Source organism: Cellulomonas algicola, assembly GCF_019024305.1.
GTDB lineage: Bacteria > Actinomycetota > Actinomycetes > Actinomycetales > Cellulomonadaceae > Cellulomonas > Cellulomonas algicola.
In genome coordinates this window covers 243,827-259,349 of sequence record NZ_JAHKSJ010000008.1, presented here as the reverse complement: position 1 = coordinate 259,349, position 15,523 = coordinate 243,827, and the positions used below count along the sequence as shown (strand labels likewise).

General features: G+C 72.6%; 15 protein-coding genes. 5 read left to right on the top strand and 10 right to left on the bottom strand.

Translation table 11 applies throughout. The features are described from left to right. Positions 1 to 17: 17 nt before the first annotated feature. Entirely contained in the window at positions 18 to 1,859 is a 1,842-nt protein-coding gene (locus KOV94_RS08430) for an ABC transporter family substrate-binding protein (protein WP_225916292.1), read from the bottom strand. A gap of 378 nt (positions 1,860 to 2,237) precedes the next feature. Between KOV94_RS08430 and KOV94_RS08425 the strand changes: the two genes are divergently transcribed. Beyond that, positions 2,238 to 2,702 (top strand): nitroreductase/quinone reductase family protein, encoded by a 465-nt coding sequence (locus KOV94_RS08425; RefSeq protein ID WP_235843160.1) that lies wholly within the window; start codon positions 2,238 to 2,240, stop codon positions 2,700 to 2,702. A gap of 37 nt (positions 2,703 to 2,739) precedes the next feature. Here the strand turns inward: KOV94_RS08425 and KOV94_RS08420 are convergent, their stop codons facing one another. After that, positions 2,740 to 3,534, bottom strand: a complete 795-nt coding sequence (locus KOV94_RS08420; protein WP_218051796.1) for an SDR family oxidoreductase — start codon at positions 3,532 to 3,534, stop codon at positions 2,740 to 2,742. Between the two features lie 190 nt (positions 3,535 to 3,724). On the opposite strand from KOV94_RS08420, the gene KOV94_RS08415 reads away from it, so the two are divergent. Beyond that, positions 3,725 to 4,105, top strand: a complete 381-nt coding sequence (locus tag KOV94_RS08415; RefSeq protein ID WP_218051861.1) for an iron chaperone — start codon at positions 3,725 to 3,727, stop codon at positions 4,103 to 4,105. Positions 4,106 to 4,123: 18 nt separating this feature from the next. On the opposite strand, the gene KOV94_RS08410 is transcribed toward KOV94_RS08415, so the two are convergent. Beyond that, positions 4,124 to 4,588 carry a DUF8821 family protein gene (locus KOV94_RS08410; RefSeq protein WP_218051795.1) on the bottom strand — a complete coding sequence of 155 codons (465 nt, stop codon included), beginning with the start codon at positions 4,586 to 4,588 and terminating at the stop codon, positions 4,124 to 4,126. A 166-nt stretch (positions 4,589 to 4,754) separates the two neighbouring features. On the opposite strand from KOV94_RS08410, the gene KOV94_RS08405 reads away from it, so the two are divergent. Then, positions 4,755 to 5,153 (top strand): hypothetical protein, encoded by a 399-nt coding sequence (locus KOV94_RS08405; protein ID WP_218051794.1) that lies wholly within the window; start codon positions 4,755 to 4,757, stop codon positions 5,151 to 5,153. Between the two features lie 13 nt (positions 5,154 to 5,166). Here the strand turns inward: KOV94_RS08405 and KOV94_RS08400 are convergent, their stop codons facing one another. After that, positions 5,167 to 5,988, bottom strand: a complete 822-nt coding sequence (locus KOV94_RS08400) for a helix-turn-helix transcriptional regulator (protein ID WP_124341500.1) — start codon at positions 5,986 to 5,988, stop codon at positions 5,167 to 5,169. A gap of 151 nt (positions 5,989 to 6,139) precedes the next feature. Here KOV94_RS08400 and KOV94_RS08395 point away from each other — a divergent pair, with 151 nt between their 5' ends. After that, the gene (locus KOV94_RS08395) at positions 6,140 to 7,084 is read left to right on the top strand and encodes an SDR family oxidoreductase (protein ID WP_218051793.1); all 945 of its coding nucleotides are present in this window, start codon (positions 6,140 to 6,142) and stop codon (positions 7,082 to 7,084) included. A gap of 47 nt (positions 7,085 to 7,131) precedes the next feature. On the opposite strand, the gene KOV94_RS08390 is transcribed toward KOV94_RS08395, so the two are convergent. The 4 genes from KOV94_RS08390 to KOV94_RS08375 all read right to left on the bottom strand — a co-directional run bounded on the left by KOV94_RS08390 (position 7,132) and on the right by KOV94_RS08375 (position 11,022). After that, a complete protein-coding gene (locus KOV94_RS08390) occupies positions 7,132 to 7,410 on the bottom strand; it encodes a hypothetical protein (RefSeq protein ID WP_124341492.1) in 279 nt (92 codons plus the stop codon). Between the two features lie 26 nt (positions 7,411 to 7,436). Then, positions 7,437 to 8,513: a redox-regulated ATPase YchF gene (gene ychF / locus KOV94_RS08385; protein WP_124341491.1), complete on the bottom strand. Its 1,077-nt coding sequence runs from the start codon at positions 8,511 to 8,513 to the stop codon at positions 7,437 to 7,439. Positions 8,514 to 8,629: 116 nt separating this feature from the next. Further along, the gene (locus KOV94_RS08380; RefSeq protein WP_124341490.1) at positions 8,630 to 10,183 is read right to left on the bottom strand and encodes a hypothetical protein; all 1,554 of its coding nucleotides are present in this window, start codon (positions 10,181 to 10,183) and stop codon (positions 8,630 to 8,632) included. After that, positions 10,159 to 11,022: an ABC transporter ATP-binding protein gene (locus KOV94_RS08375; protein ID WP_225916290.1), complete on the bottom strand. Its 864-nt coding sequence runs from the start codon at positions 11,020 to 11,022 to the stop codon at positions 10,159 to 10,161. The genes KOV94_RS08380 and KOV94_RS08375 overlap by 25 nt, the downstream gene beginning before the upstream one ends. 99 nt (positions 11,023 to 11,121) lie before the next feature. Between KOV94_RS08375 and KOV94_RS08370 the strand changes: the two genes are divergently transcribed. Next, positions 11,122 to 12,540 (top strand): DNA recombination protein RmuC, encoded by a 1,419-nt coding sequence (locus KOV94_RS08370; RefSeq protein WP_218051792.1) that lies wholly within the window; start codon positions 11,122 to 11,124, stop codon positions 12,538 to 12,540. Positions 12,541 to 12,602: 62 nt separating this feature from the next. Here KOV94_RS08370 and KOV94_RS08365 read toward each other — a convergent pair whose 3' ends face one another. Next, positions 12,603 to 14,336, bottom strand: coding sequence for a BCCT family transporter (locus KOV94_RS08365; RefSeq protein ID WP_218051791.1), 1,734 nt, complete (start codon positions 14,334 to 14,336; stop codon positions 12,603 to 12,605). Positions 14,337 to 14,453: 117 nt separating this feature from the next. Then, entirely contained in the window at positions 14,454 to 15,497 is a 1,044-nt protein-coding gene (locus KOV94_RS08360; protein ID WP_124341487.1) for a 4-hydroxy-3-methylbut-2-enyl diphosphate reductase, read from the bottom strand. Positions 15,498 to 15,523: the final 26 nt, after the last annotated feature.

The following is a 15,523-nucleotide window of genomic DNA, read 5'->3' as shown; positions in this document are numbered from 1 at the left end:
CTACAGCGAGCTGAGGGTCAGCCCTCGGTCTCCTCGGTCGCGGCCGGCGTCGCCGTCGGCGCGTCGAGCGAGTCGTCGGCGCTGATCTCCCACTCCCAGTAGTTCCAGAAGATCGTCGGCGACAGCGGGATCGTCGAGACGCCCTTCAGCACGGAGCGGTTCGCCACCACGCCGGGGAACTGGAAGATCGGGACACCGAACGCGTCGGCGAAGAGCTGCTTCTCGATGTTGGTCGTCAGCTCCTTCTCCTCGTCGCCCGAGGCCGTGGCCATGTCGACGTACCACTGGTCGACGTCGGCGTTGGAGTAGCCACCGAAGTTGTTCAGACCACCGGTGACGTAGTTGCCCTCGGAGTTCAGGGCGAACGTGTTGGTCGACTGCCAGCCGAACAGCGACGCGTCGTACGACGCCGTGTCGGACAGGCGCGAGCCCCACTGGTCGTCACCCTCGTCCACGACGGTGAAGCCGGCCTGGGCGGCGGAGGCAGCGATGAGCTGGTACTCGTTCGCGCGGCGGACGTTCGACTTGCCGTAGAGGAAGCGGACGCTGACCGGGGTCGCGACGCCGGCCTCGGCGAGCAGCGCCTGCGCGCCGGCGATGTCGACCTCGGCGAAGGCGTCGGAGCCGTTGTTGGCGATGACGTCGTCGTAGGTCGGCGAACCCGGGACCACCGTGAAGGAGTCACGCGTCTCGGCGTCCTCCTGCAGCGGCTTGATGAGCTTCTCGATGATCTCCTGGCGCGGGATCGTCTTGAGGAACGCCTCGCGGACCTTGCGGGCCTTCTCGGCGTCGCCGCCGTAGGTCGCCGGGTCGAACGGACCACCGTTGTTCATGATGGTGTCGACGTGCTCGAACGTGCCCTCGGGCGCGGTCGTGTAGTCGATGTTGTCGAGGCCCTCGAGGGTCTTGATGACGTCGACGGACGACTGCGGCTGGATGAGGTCGACCTCACCGTTCTGCAGGGCCGTGACGGACGCCAGCGGGTCCTCCGTGTAGCGGATCGTGATCGACGAGACCTTGGGCTTGGGACCCCACTCGTAGTCGTCACGCGCCTGGAGCGTCATGTACTGGTTCTCGACGTACTCCGACATGACGTACGCGCCGGACGACAGGTAGAGCGACTTGTCGTCGGGCAGCGAGGTGAAGTCGAACGAGGAGTTCCAGACCTTGGCGATCTTCGACAGGTCCTCGGTCTTGTTCTCCGAGAACGCGTCGATGATGGCCTGCTTGCCCTCCTCGGCGTCGTCGATGCCGAGCGCGAGCTTGGCGACGGCGTGCGCGGCGACGGGCGAGGGCTGGAAGGAGACCTCCCAGTCGGAGCGGGGCTCCGAGTAGACCAGCGTGACCGAGCGGCCGTCGTCCGAGATCTCGGGCGCGTCGTTGATCAGGGTCATGGCGACGGAGGAACCGTCGAAGTAGACGCCGGCGTCGATGGCGTCCTGGTTGGTGACGTTGCCCTCTTCGTCGTACTCCGGCTGGACGTTGTCGAAGTCGTCGTCCTGCGGGCCCCAGTACAGGAGGAGGTCGGCCGCGTCGACGGGGGTGCCGTCCGACCACTTCACGCCCTCGTTGATCGTGTACTTGATCGTCAGCGGGTCGTCGGAGACCTTCTCGTACGTGCCGACGTCCTCGTTCTTCACGAGGTTGAGGTCGCCGTCGTAGTAGTTGAACTGCGCGTTCGTCAGGTACAGAACGTTCGCGTTGGTCGTCGCGTTGCCGACCGACGTGAGGTTGTTCTGCGAGTAGAACGGCTGGTTCCAACCGACGCTGACCGAGGTGTCCTCCTCGATCTCCGAGCCCGTCTCAGGTCCGGAGCACGCTCCGAGCACCAGGGCGCCGACGGCGACCGGGGCCGCCATGGCGCTGATTCGCCTGATCTTCAATGTTCCTCCTGGGAAGGGGAGGACGTGCGGCGCCGCCGTGCGCCCGGGGTGACCGTGCGCCGGACGACGGATGGGTACACGTCCGCCGTGAGTTGGGCACACGCTAGTCAAGCAGCGTCGGACATATCGGGCACGTTGTGACTCGCGGCCCGATCGTTACCTGATTGATACTGGCTGGTACCGTCCACGATACGAGACACGTGGCCTGGGGAAACATCGGGGAAACATGTCCGATCCGGTGATCCCAGGCCCCTGAACGGGCAATTCGTTCCCGCGGGCTCCGGAAGTGTGCTACGGCGAGGTGTCTCACGTCGCCAGGTCAGACGTCTGACCGGCATGCCCCAAGATTCACCCGTGACCTCCCTCCTGCGACGCCTCGGCCGCACGCGCGCGTTCGCCCGCGTCGGGCGCACCGTCTCCGGCCTCGACCGCCGCATCCAGCAGGCCACCGACGGGCGCTGGAGCGTCCTCGGCCGGCCCACCCTCCCCCAGCTCGTCCTCACCACGACGGGCCGGCGCAGCGGTGAGCCGCGCGACGCCGTCCTCCTCTACGCGCGCGACGGCGAGCGGTTCGTCGTCATCGGGTCCAACTGGGGCCAGCAGCACCATCCCGCGTGGTCGCTCAACCTCCTCGCCGACGCCCGCGCACGCGTCGCCGTCGACGGGCGGACCGTCGACGTGGTCGCGCACCTGGCGTCGGACGCCGAGCGGGAGCGCCTGCTCGACGCGCTGCGCGCCGTCTGGCCGGGCTACGACGAGTACGCCGCCCGCTCGGGCCGCGACCTGCGCGTCTTCGTCCTCGCCCCCGTCGCCGGCTGACGAGGGGTCGGGCGGCCGCGCGCGACCCCGCCGCGCGTCACCCGCGGCGGAAGCCGCCCTCGGTGCTGAGGACCTGCCCCACCATCCAGCGGCCCTCGTCGCTGACGAGCCACGCGATGAGCCGCGCCGGGTCGTCCGGCTCGCCGAAGCGTCCGCCGGGGAACGCCGAGCCGGCCGCCGCCGGGTCCGACGCGACCAGGTCGTCGAGGTAGCCCGTGTTCACCGGGCCCGGGTTCACCGTGTTGAGCAGGATGCCGCGGTCGGCCAGGTCCGCCGCCACGGACGCCGTCACACCCGCGAGGGCGGCCTTCGACGCCGCGTACGCGATCTCGGTCCGCATCGGCCCGAGCTGCTGGCCGGACGTCATCCAGACGACGCGCCCACCGGTCCGCCCGTCGTGCTGCTCCGCGAACGCCTGCGTCGCCAGCAGCGTCGCGCGGGCGTTGACCCGCCAGTGCGCGTCCAGCATCGCGGCGTCCACGTCGGCGAGCGCGCCGTCTCCCCCGCTGCGGGCCTGGTTGCAGACCAGCACGTCGAGGTGGCCGAAGGCGGCGCGCGCCTGGGCGACCAGCGCGTCGGGGCCGTCGTCGGAGCCGAGGTCGATGCTCGCGTCCGCGAGCGAGGCGCCGGGGACGAGGTCGGCGCGCAGCGCGTCGAGGACGTCGGCGGTGCTGTCCGCACCCCAGGGCTGCACGGCGTCGTGCGGGGACCAGTGGTGGACGAAGAGGCTCGCGCCCATCCGCGCCAGCCGCGACGCGACCGCGAACCCGATGCCGCGTCGTCTGCTGACGCCCGTCACGACGGCGACCCGACCCTGGAGGCTGCTGCTCACGCGCGCCAGCCTAGGAGCGGGCGCACAGGTCCACGTGGCCGTGCACCGGTCAGGATCGAAGAAGCGGTCGCCACCAGGGCGTTCCTAGCATCGGTCGCACGGAACGACGCACCACGACCCGGAGGACGACGTGAACGCCGCCAGCACCGACGAGCAGGGCCAGAACTTCACCGCCGAGGAGCGCGCCGCGATGAAGGAGCGCGCCAAGGAGGTGCGGACCGCCAAGCGCAAGGGCTCGGACGCCGGGCTCGCGGACGTGCTCGAGAAGATCGCCGAGATGCCCGATGCCGACCGCGAGATCGCCGAGAGGATCCACGCGATCGTCGCGGAGGTCGCGCCGGACCTGCAGCCGAAGACCTGGTACGGCCAGCCGGCCTACGCCAAGAACGGCAAGGTCGTGCTGTTCTTCCAGGCGTCGTCGAAGTTCAAGACCCGCTACGCGACGCTCGGGTTCAACGAGGACGCCGCGCTCGACGACGGCGAGCTGTGGCCGACGGCGTTCGCGATCACCGCCGTCACGTCGGCGGTCGAGTCGACGATCCGCGACCTCGTGGCGCGCGCCGCGGGCTGACCGGACGCGGGGTGCGGGTCAGTACTCGTGCTTGAGGACGAAGAACGAGCCGCGGATCGTGCCGGCGAGCTTGGACCGCTGCCGCGCGAACTTGAAGCGGTCGGCGAGCTCGTCCGGCACGTCCATCCCGTCCGACAGCTTGAAGCCGACCGCACGCTTGCCGCCCTCGGCGAGCGTGTACAGGACGTTGACCGAGAGGCCCGACTCGTAGAAGACGTACGTCCACCGGACGCCGTCGACCTCGAAGGACGCCGCCTCGAGCGGCCGCGAGCCGATGACGAGATCGCGCTCCTCCTTCAGGATGCGATGCACGTACGCGACCGTGCCGGCGGCGTCCGACGCCGGCTCGGTCGTGAACACGTGGTCGTACTTCGTCCGGAAGTACCGGGCCTCGTTGGCGCGCAGGCCGGCGAGCGCGTCCGCGACGGGCGACGACTCCAGCCCGACCGTCGAGACGTCCTGGAAATCGACGACGTACGACACGTGCGCTCCCTCGTCTCGTCCCTGTCCCGGCGGGCGTCCGTCGCCCGTCGAGGCGTGCTCCCGCCATTGAAGCGGACGCGCCCGTCGCTGTCGCCGGGCGCCCGCCGGCCGTCCGGTGGCTGCGCGTCCCCTGGTCGGCGCTCCCGTCCCGCGCCACGATCTCCCTATGCCGCGCTACGCGATCGACGCCCCGACCCTGCTGTGGCTCGTCGACGACGACCGCCGCCTCGCCCCCGACGTCCAGCTCGTCGCTCCGAAGTCCGTGCTCGTCGACGGCCTCGACCTGCTGCTCGCGGCCGTCCGCGCGGGCGAGCGCGAGCGCGTCGACGCCCTGGACGCCCACACGCGCATGACGGAGACCACGATCCGGCTCCTCGGCGACCGCGTCTCCCGTCGTCGCGCGTGGGACCTGGCGCTGCAGCACGGCTGGTCCGGCGTCCGCACCGGCGAGTACGTCGCCGTCGCGCAGCTCCAGGCAGACGCCCTCGTCGCGAGCGACCCCGACCTGCGCGCCGCCGCGGACGGCCTGGTCCCGCTCGCGGACCCGACGGACCTCCTCGGCTGAGCGCGCGCCGCCGTCAGCGCAGCGCGGTGGCGCCGATGACGGACAGGAGCTGGAGCTTCTCGTACGTCTCCGAGCCCGGGACGGCCGTGTAGACGAGCAGCGAGTGCGACTGGCCGGGGTCGATCAGCGTCTGGCACGTGAGCTCGAGGGTCCCGAGCTCGGGGTGCACGAAGTGCTTCACCTCCGGTGGGCGGACGCCGACCTCCTGCCGGTCCCAGAGGGTGCGGAACTCCTCGCTGCGCGTCAGCAGGTCGTCCGCGAGCGCCGCGGCACGCGAGCCACGCCCGCGCACGGCCGAGACCTCCCGGAGCCCGGACACCCACAGGCGCGACAGGTGCGCGTGGTCCTCGGGCGCGTAGAGGAGGCGGCTCGTCGGGTCGGTGAACCAGCGGTAGCCGATGCTGCGCGCGGGCCCGGTGTAGCGCATGAGGTCGCCGGTGAGCGCGACGCCCAGCGGCGTCTGGCGCAGCGTCTCGCCGAGCTCCGTGACGATCTCGGCCGGGGTGTCCTCGAGCCGGTCGAAGATGCGCAGCAGTCCGGGGCTGACGTGCTCGCTCGGGGTCCCGCTGGGCGGCGGACGGTGGCCCGCGAGGCGGTAGAGGTGGTCGCGCTCGGCGACCGTCAGGTGCAGGCCCTGCGCGATCGACGCGATCATCTGCTCCGACGGCTGCGGGCCCGTCCCCCGTTCGAGCCGCGCGTAGTAGTCCGTCGACATGTGGCACAACGTGGCGACCTCCTCGCGGCGCAGGCCGTCCGTCCGCCGGCGTCGCCCGCGGGGCATGCCGACGTCCTCGGGCTGCAGCACCTCGCGTCGGTGCCGCAGGAACTGCGCCATGCCGGACCGGTCGATCGCCACGCGTCCTCCTCTGGTCGTCGTGACCGTTCTACCCGGCGGTGATCTGCGGAACCACTGACTGGCAGGTCCTGGATAGCGGCCGCGGTCCGGGCGAGGGTCGTGACATCCCCATCCACGAAGGAGCCCACCCATGGCACGCGCACCCCACGACGTCACCGTCCCCGACCTCACCGGCACCCGCGCGGTCCTCACCGGCGGGAGCGACGGCATCGGCCTGCGCATCGCGACCCGCCTCGCCGCCGCCGGCGCGCACCTCGTGCTGCCGGTCCGCAACGTCCGCAAGGGCGAGGCCGCGGTCGTGACGATCCGCGCGACGGTGCCGGACGCGACGGTGTCGCTGCACGCGATGGACCTCGACAGCCTGGAGTCCTTCTCCGCGTTCGGCGACGCGATGCGCAGCGAGGGCGACCCCGTCCACCTGCTCGTCAACAACGCCGGCGTCATGACCCCGCCCGACCGGCAGACCACCGCCGACGGGTTCGAGCTCCAGCTCGGCGTCAACCACCTCGGGCACGTCGCGCTCGTCTCGCACCTGCTCCCGCTGCTGCGCGAGGGACGTGCGCGTGTGACGTCGCAGGTCAGCATCGCCGCGCGACGCGGGAGCATCCACTGGGACGACCTCAGCTGGGAGCGCTCGTACGACGGCATGGCCGCGTACCGGCAGTCGAAGATCGCGTTGGGGCTGTTCGCGCTCGAGCTGCAGCGGCGCAGCGCCGCCGCCGGCTGGGGCATCACGAGCAACCTGTCCCACCCGGGCGTCGCACCCACCAGCCTGCTGTCCGCCCGCGCGGAGCTCGGACGCGGCGACGACACGCGTGCCGTCCGCGTCATCCGATGGCTGTCCGCGCGCGGCATCCTCGTCGGCACCCCTGAGACCGCCGCGCTCCCTGCCCTCTACGCCGCGACCTCGCCCGACGCGCAGCCCGGCCGGCTCTACGGCCCGCAGGGCCCGGGCAACGTCGGTGGCCGTCCCGGCGAGCAGGCCCTCTACCCGTCGCTGCGCAGCCAGGACGAGGCCCGCCGCGTCTGGCAGACGTCCCAGGAGCTGGTCCGCGAGACCTTCCCGGCGAGGTGACAGCGGGACGTCCCCGCGCACGAGGGAGCCCGTCAGCGATGGACCGGTCAGTGGTGCTCGTCGAGCGTGACGACGCTGAGTCCGTCGCCCGTGTAGTGCCGGGCGTAGATCAGGTGCTCGTCCGAGTCGACTCGCGAGACCAGGGTCCGGACGAGGTCCCGGTCTCTCGTGATGTCGACCGTGTCGGGATAGACGTGGTGAAGCACGAGGTCGGCGCCGTCGCAGAGCCTCTCGGCCTCCGCTCGGAGCAGCCAGGCCGGCGACCGATCGAGCGTCACTCCAGACGGGAGCCTCAATCGGCCGTCGCGCAGGAACCGGAACGCCACGGGCACCTCCGCACTCCCGACCCGGGTCAGACGTTGAAGCGGAACTCCACCACGTCGCCGTCGGCCATGACGTAGTCCTTGCCCTCGACGCGGGCCTTGCCAGCTGCGCGCGCGGCGGCGACCGAGCCGGCGGCGACGAGGTCGTCGAACGAGATGACCTCGGCCTTGATGAAGCCCTTCTGGAAGTCGGTGTGGATGACCCCGGCGGCCTGCGGCGCGGTCCAGCCCTGGCGGATCGTCCAGGCGCGGGCCTCCTTCGGGCCGGCCGTGAGGTAGGTCTGCAGTCCGAGGGTGTGGAAGCCGACGCGGGCGAGCTGGTCGAGACCCGCCTCGTCCTGGCCGTTCTCCGCGAGCATCTCGGCGGCCTCGTCGGGCTCGAGCTCGACCAGCTCGGACTCGAACTTCGCGTCGAGGAAGATCGCGTCGGCGGGCGCGACGAGCGCGCGCAGCTCGTCCTGCATCGCGGTGTCGGCGAGGCCGGCGTCGTCGGTGTTGAAGACGTAGATGAACGGCTTGGCCGTCATGAGCTGGAGCTGCGCGACGTGCTCGTCGTCGGCGAGGCCCGCGGCGAACAGCGTCTGGCCCTTCTCGAGGACCTCGTTCGCGGCGACGGCCGCCGCCAGGAGCGCGGGGTCGGCCTTCTTGCCCTTGACCTCCTTCTCGAGGCGCGGGATCGCCTTCTCGAGGGTCTGGAGGTCGGCGAGGATCAGCTCGGTGCTGATGATCTCGATGTCGTCCTTCGGGTTCACCGCGCCGGACACGTGCACGACGTCGGGGTCGGCGAACGCCCGCGTGACCTGGCAGATCGCGTCGGCCTCGCGGATGTTCGCGAGGAACTTGTTGCCCAGGCCCTCGCCCTCGCTCGCGCCCTTGACGATCCCGGCGATGTCCACGAACGACACCGTCGCGGGCAGGATGCGCTCGGAGCCGAACAGGTCGGCGAGCACCTGGAGGCGCGGGTCGGGCAGCGGCACGACGCCGACGTTCGGCTCGATCGTCGCGAACGGGTAGTTCGCCGCGAGGACCTGCGCCCGGGTCAGCGCGTTGAAGAGGGTGGACTTGCCGACGTTGGGCAGGCCGACGATGCCGATGGTGAGTGCCACGGGCGGCAAGTCTACGGGCGGTCACCGCACGGCGATGCCGCCCGAGGGCCGCCCGGCCGTGGGCCGCGACCCGGCGCCCCCGTCGCGGCGTGGCCCGGCCGCCCGACGCGGCGGCGTCAGGCGAACGCGACGAGCTGCTTGAGGAGGTCGGTCTGGCGTCGCTCGAGGATCCGCCCGCCGACGCGCACGCCCACGACGAGCGCGACCGTCCCGAGCGCGAGGCCGACGACGAGCGTGACCCATCCGAGCCATGTGATCCCCTGCCGCACGGCGATCAGCGCGAGCACCCCCTCGGGCAGGGACGCGGCGGCGACGGCGAGCGACCCGGCGAACTGCGACACCACGGCCGTCGTCCCGCCGTTCGACTTCGTCTGGAAAGGGTTCTCCCCTGCCTTCTGGACCGGGTAGACGACGAGCGCCGACGCGATGCTCGACGCGCCCCACGCGGTGAGCAGCACGCCGAACGAGACGCCGAGCAGCGCGGGCAGCGCGTCGGCGCGCCCGACGACGAGCGCGGGGGCGACGACGCAGACGAGCACGAGCGGCACGCCGAGCAGCGCCGCGGACAGCACGCGACCCAGTCGGTCCACCGAGCCGCGCAGGGGTGCGGCGACGTGCGTCCAGAACGCGGAGCCGTCGTACGCCACGTCGGCGGAGATCCCCCACCCCATGAAGTAGGCCGCGACCGGACCGAGGATGAGCAGCAGCTCACCGCCGGGCGACGAGAACCACAGGAAGATCGGCACGATCGGGATGAACACGAGCGACGCCGCGTACCGCGGGTCGCGCACCCAGTAGGTGAGGCAGCGCGCTGTCACGGCGCCGAGCGGTGTCGCGGGCAGCCGCGTGAACCAGCCGAGGTCGCGGCCCTTGCCGCCGACGTGCTCCTGGATCGGGTTGACCAGGCTGTGCGCGAGGCTGCGGTCCCACGCGACGGCGAGGACCAGGAGCGTCACGACGGCGACCGCGAGCCGACCGAGCGCGACGAGCCAGTCACCGTCGACGACGGCCGCGGGCACGCCCCAGGCAGCGCCCAGCGGCGACCACGCGAGGCCGTTCACCAAGCCGTCGAGCTGGGCGCCGTCGAACGCACCGCCGAGGCTCGACAGGATCGGGCCGATGAGGAAGATCGGCAGCAGCGCCACGATCGCGAGCACCTCGCGCACGCGTCGACGGGCGACCAGCGGTGCGACGAGCGTCGTCGTCGCGCGGCTGCCGACGACAGCGGTCACGAGGAACAGCAGCGCGGCCGGGATGGCGGCGACGAGCGCGGCGGGGTCACGCCACCACGCGCCGACGGTGCCCAGCGAGACGAGGGTCGTCATGACGCCGGGGACGCCGATGAGCCCGCCGATCGCGAGGCCCGCGACGAGCTGGCGGCGCGGGATCGCGAACGTCACGAACCGTGCCGGGTCGACGGTCGAGTCGACGCCGAACGCGACGAGCGGGACGACCCACCAGCCGAGCATCACGGCCGAGCCGGCGAGGACGACGACGGTGGGCAGCAGGTCGGGCGACGCGACGGACACCGTGACGATCCCCGCGACCGCGATCACGGTGACGAACAGCCCGTAGAGCAGGCCGACGACCAGGCCGATCACCTGCCACACGCTGCGCTTGAGCCCGTTGCGCAGCAGCGTGAGCTTCAGTCGGACGAGGTGCGCAACCACGCGAGCCCCTCCCCGCTGACGCGCCCGCCGACGAGGTCGACGAACCGGTCCTCCAGGCTGGCGTCGCCGCGCACGTCGTCGACGGTGCCCGCGGCGAGCACGTGCCCGCCGGCGATGATCGCGACGTGGTCGCACATGCGCTGGACCAGGTCCATGACGTGCGACGACACGATGACGGTGCCGCCCGAGCGGACGTACGACGCGAGGATGTCGCGGATGTTCGCCGCGGACACCGGGTCGACGGCCTCGAACGGCTCGTCGAGCACCAGCAGGCGCGGGACGTGGACGAGCGCGCAGGCCAGCGCGACCTTCTTCGTCATGCCCGCCGAGTAGTCGACGACGAGCGTGCCCGCGTCCTTCGTGAGGTCCATCGCGGCGAGCAGGTCGCGCGTGCGCTCCGCGGTCGTGTCGCGGTCGAGGCCGCGCAGCAGGCCCGCGTACGTGATGAGCTGCTCGCCCGTCAGGCGGTCGAAGAGCTTCACGCCGTCGGGCAGCACGCCGAGCATGGCCTTGACCTGCAGCGGCGACGCCCACAGGTCCTGCCCGTGGACGAGCACCGTGCCCGCGTCGGGCTGGAGCAGGCCGGTCGCCATCGACAGCGTCGTCGTCTTGCCTGCGCCGTTCGGGCCGACGAGCCCGTAGAACGAGCCCGCCGGCACGTCGAGGTCCACGCCGGCGACGGCGATCTTCTCGCCGAAGCGTCGCCACAGGCCGCGCAGCGCGAGCGCGGGCGCGGCGGACGTGGCGGGGTGGGCGGCGTCGGGCGCGGGCACCGGCACGGGGCCGGGGGCCGGGACCGACGCGGCGGACGGGGTCGGGGCGACGTCCTCGGGCGGCATCGGCCCAGCATAGGCAGCATGTCGGACCGTGCGGCGCGGGTCGGCGCCACGCCGGCGCACACCCGGGCCCGTGTCGGTGGCGGCTGAGAGGGTGCGGGTATGGACACGACCGCGCTGCTCGTCGGCCTCCTCGTCGGCCTCGTCGCCGGCGCGACCGTCGCGTGGCTGCTCGCGTCGTCGTCGGCTCGCCGCACGGCCGCCCGCCTGCACGCCGCCGAGGTCGAGGTCGCCCGCGCCCGTGCGGTGCTCGACGCGGAGCGCGCCGCGACCGCCGACCGCCTCGCCGCAGCGCAGGCCGACTCCGAGCGCGTCGCCGACCAGTTCCGTGCGCTCGCCGCCGACGCGCTCGCGACGAGCTCCGACCAGTTCCTCGCGCTCGCGCACCAGCGGTTCGCGGCCGACCACCAGACGCAGGTCGGCGAGCTCGCCCAGCGCGAGCAGGCCGTGCGCGCGCTCGTCGAGCCGCTGTCCCGCACGCTCGACCAGGTCCGCGCCGAGCTCGCCGAGGCCGAGAGGGCGCGCGTCGAGGGGCACGCGGCGCTCGGCGAGCAGGTCCGCGCCATGCGGGTGGCCTCCGAGCAGCTCCGCGGGGAGACGGCGCAGCTCGTCACCGCGCTGCGGTCGTCGCAGGTCCGCGGCCGGTGGGGCGAGGTGCAGCTGCGCCGCGTCGTCGAGGCCGCCGGGATGCTCGCGCACGTCGACTTCGTCGAGCAGGAGCAGGTGCGGACCGACGACGGGCTGCTGCGCCCCGACATGGTCGTGCGGCTCGCGGGCGGCAAGCACGTCGTCGTCGACGCGAAGGTCGCGTTCCTCGGCTTCCTCGAGGCGTCCCAGACGGACGACCCTGCTGTGCGCGCGGACCGGCTCGCCGCGCACGCTCGGCACGTCCGCAAGCACGTCGACGACCTCGCGTCGAAGCGGTACTGGGACCAGTTCGCGCCCGCGCCCGAGTTCGTCGTGATGTTCGTCCCCGCCGAGTCGTTCCTGCACGCCGCCGCCGACCAGGACCCGACGCTCGTCGAGTACGCGTTCGAGCGGAACGTCGTGCTCGCGACCCCCGTCACGCTGCTCACGCTGCTGCGGACCGTCGCCTACGCGTGGCGGCAGGACGCGCTCGCCAGCAACGCGCAGGCCGTCCTGTCGCTCGGCAAGGAGCTGCACGGCCGGCTCGCCACGATGGGCGCCCACCTGACGCGCCTCGGGCGGGCGATCGACTCCGCCGCGGGCGCCTACAACCAGGCCGTCGGCTCGCTCGAGACGCGCGTCCTGGTGAGCGCGCGCCGGTTCGCCGACCTGCACGTCGTCGACGGCGACCTCCCGACGCCGACGCCGGTCAACCCGCAGCTCTCCGTCGTGAGCGCACCCGAGCTCGTCGCGTCCGCCGAGGAGCAGATCGTGGCGCTCGACGACCGCGTGCTCGGTGACGGCGTCGAGCGGCGCGACGCGCGGGCCCTCGACGCGGAGCTCGCGCGTGCCGAGGACCGCCGCGCCGCGGGCGACGGGTCGACGACCGCCTGACGCTCGGGCGACCGCTGAGCCACGAAGCCGAACGGGTCGCGCGGCCGCTCGGGTCACGCCGCTCAGTCGTCGCGCCGGTCGGGCCCTGGGGCGTCCTTCCCGTGCGAGCGGGGGCGCAGCAGGCGCGACGGGCGCGGGGACGTCTCGGCGCGGGACCGGCGCGCGAGCAGCGAGGTGACCTCGCCGGTGACGTGCTCGGTGACGTGCCGCGTCAGCCGCGCGCGGGCCTCGAGGCGCTGCGCGCGGAGCAGCTCGTGGTGCTCGCGGCCGAGCGCGCGGGCCAGGGACACCACCATCCCGATCATCACGAGCGAGAACGGCAGGGCGATGAGGATGGCCGCCGTCTGCAGCGCGACCAGCCCCCCGGCGAGCAGCAGCGCGATCGCGAGCAGTCCACCGAGCGTCGCCCAGATCACGCGCACGGGCCGGCTCGGGTCGGGGTTGCCGCCGGACGACAGCATCGCCACGACGAGCGACCCGGAGTCGGCCGAGGTGATGAAGAACAGCCCGATCAGCACGATCGCGAGCACCGACAGCACGGATCCCCACGGCAGGCCGGCGAGCACGTCGAACAGCGCGTTCTCCGCGACGACCGTGCCGTCCGCACCTACGAGGCCGCCCGTGCCGAAGATCTCGCGGTAGATGGCCGCCCCGCCGAGCACCGAGAACCAGAGGAACGTCACGAGCGTCGGCACGAGCAGCACCCCGGCCACGAACTCGCGCACCGTCCGCCCGCGGGAGATGCGGGCGATGAACACGCCGACGAACGGCGCCCAGGACATCCACCAGCCCCAGTAGAACGTCGTCCACATGGCCTGCCACGCCTCGCCCTCCGGGCCCGCGTACGCGCTCACGTTGAAGGTCAGCGAGACGACCGACGAGAGGTAGACGCCGATCGACTGCACGAAGTCGCGCAGCAGGAACAGCGTCGGACCGAGCAGGAGGACGGCGACGAGCAGCACGCCCGCGAGCGCGACGTTGATGTTCGACAGCCACTTGAGGCCGCGGTCCAGGCCGCTGAGCACCGACCAGGTCGCGATCGCGGTGATGACCACGATGAGCACGACCTGGGTGGTCCGCCCGGACGACGCGACACCGACGTGCCGCAGGCCGGCCGAGATCTGCAGGACACCGAGGCCCAGCGAGGTCGCGACGCCGAACATCGTCCCGACGACGGCCGCGACGTCGATCGCGTCGCCCAGCGTGCCGCGGACCCGGTCGCCGAGGAGCGGCTCGAGCGCCCAGCGGATCGAGACGGGCCGCCCGCGCCGGTGCACGGCCCACGCGACGGCCAGGCCGACGACGACGTAGATCGCCCACGCGTGGACGCCCCAGTGCAGGTAGGTCTGCGCGAGCGCCGACTGGGCGAGCTGCGCCTGCGTGCCGGTCACCCCGGGCTTGGGGTTCGCGAAGTGGCTCAACGGCTCCGCGACGCCGTAGAAGACGAGGCCGATGCCCATCCCGGCGGCGAAGAGCATCGCGAACCACGTCCGCAGCCCGAACTCCGGCCGGTCGTCGTCCGTGCCGAGCGTGAGGTCACCCCACCGTCCGAGCCCGAGCCACAGCGCGAACGCCACGAAGCCCGCGACGAGCAGGACGTAGTACCACCCGAAGACGCCGATGACGTTCTCCTGCAGCACGCCGACCACGTCCTCCGCGGTGTCGGGGAACGCGATCGCGAGGGCGGCGACGCCGAGCACGATCCCGAGCGCGGGCCAGAAGACGCGGCGTTGGATGCCGGCGAGACCGCGGCCGTAGGACAGGGAGGTGCGCCGCGACGGGCTGGCGGGGGGCATCGTTCCACCCTCGCACACCCCGGTCGCGGGTTCAGGACGGGGGCCCGCCCACGCGCCCGGCCCCGGGCGGTGAGCGGCGCGGGCGCGCCGGTCGGCGCGGTCCGGACCTGCGACGGGTCAGGCGGGCTGGACGTCGAGGGAGCGGCGCCCCTCGCGGCGCGGGCGCTCCGGGGTCGCACCGGAGGCCTTGAGGTCGGCGCGCAGCTCGCGCGGGAGCGAGAACATGAGGTCCTCGGTCGCCGTGCGGACCTCCTCGACCTCGCCGTAGCCCAGGCCGGCCAGCAGCTCGAGGACGTCGCGGACCAGGATCTCGGGCACGGACGCGCCGGACGTGACGCCGACGGTCGTCGCGCCGTCGAACCAGGCCGGGTCGATCTCGGACGCCTTGTCGACGCGGTAGGACGCGCGTGCGCCGGCGTCGAGCGCGACCTCGACCAGGCGGACCGAGTTCGACGAGTTCGCGGACCCGACGGTGATGACGACGTCACAGTGCGGCGCGAGCTTCTTGACGGCGACCTGGCGGTTCTGCGTGGCGTAGCAGATGTCGTCGCTCGGCGGGTCCTGCAGGTGCGGGAACCGCTCGCGCAGCCGGCGGACGGTCTCCATCGTCTCGTCGACGGACAGCGTGGTCTGCGAGATCCACACGAGGCGCTCGGGGTCGCGCACGACGACGTCGTCGACGGCCTCCGGGGAGTTGACGACCTGGATGTGCTCGGGCGCCTCGCCCTGCGTGCCCTCGACCTCCTCGTGGCCCTCGTGGCCGATGAGCAGGATGTCGTAGTCCTCGGCCGCGAACCGCACGGCCTCCTTGTGCACCTTCGTCACCAGGGGGCACGTCGCGTCGATCGTCTGGAGCGAGCGGGCGGCGGCCGCGGCGTGCACGGCCGGGGAGACGCCGTGCGCGGAGAACACGACGCGCGCGCCCTCGGGGACCTCGTCGGTCTCGTCGACGAAGATCGCGCCGCGAGCGGCGAGCGTCTCGACGACGTACTTGTTGTGCACGATCTCCTTGCGGACGTACACGGGGGCGCCGTAGTGCTCGAGGGCCTTCTCGACGGCGACGACGGCCCGGTCGACGCCGGCGCAGTACCCGCGGGGCGCGGCGAGCAGCACGCGCTTGGTCGGGGGCACGCCGGGGGCCTGGTCGGTCGCAGAGGTCACGTCGCGAGTCTACGTTCGCACCGCGC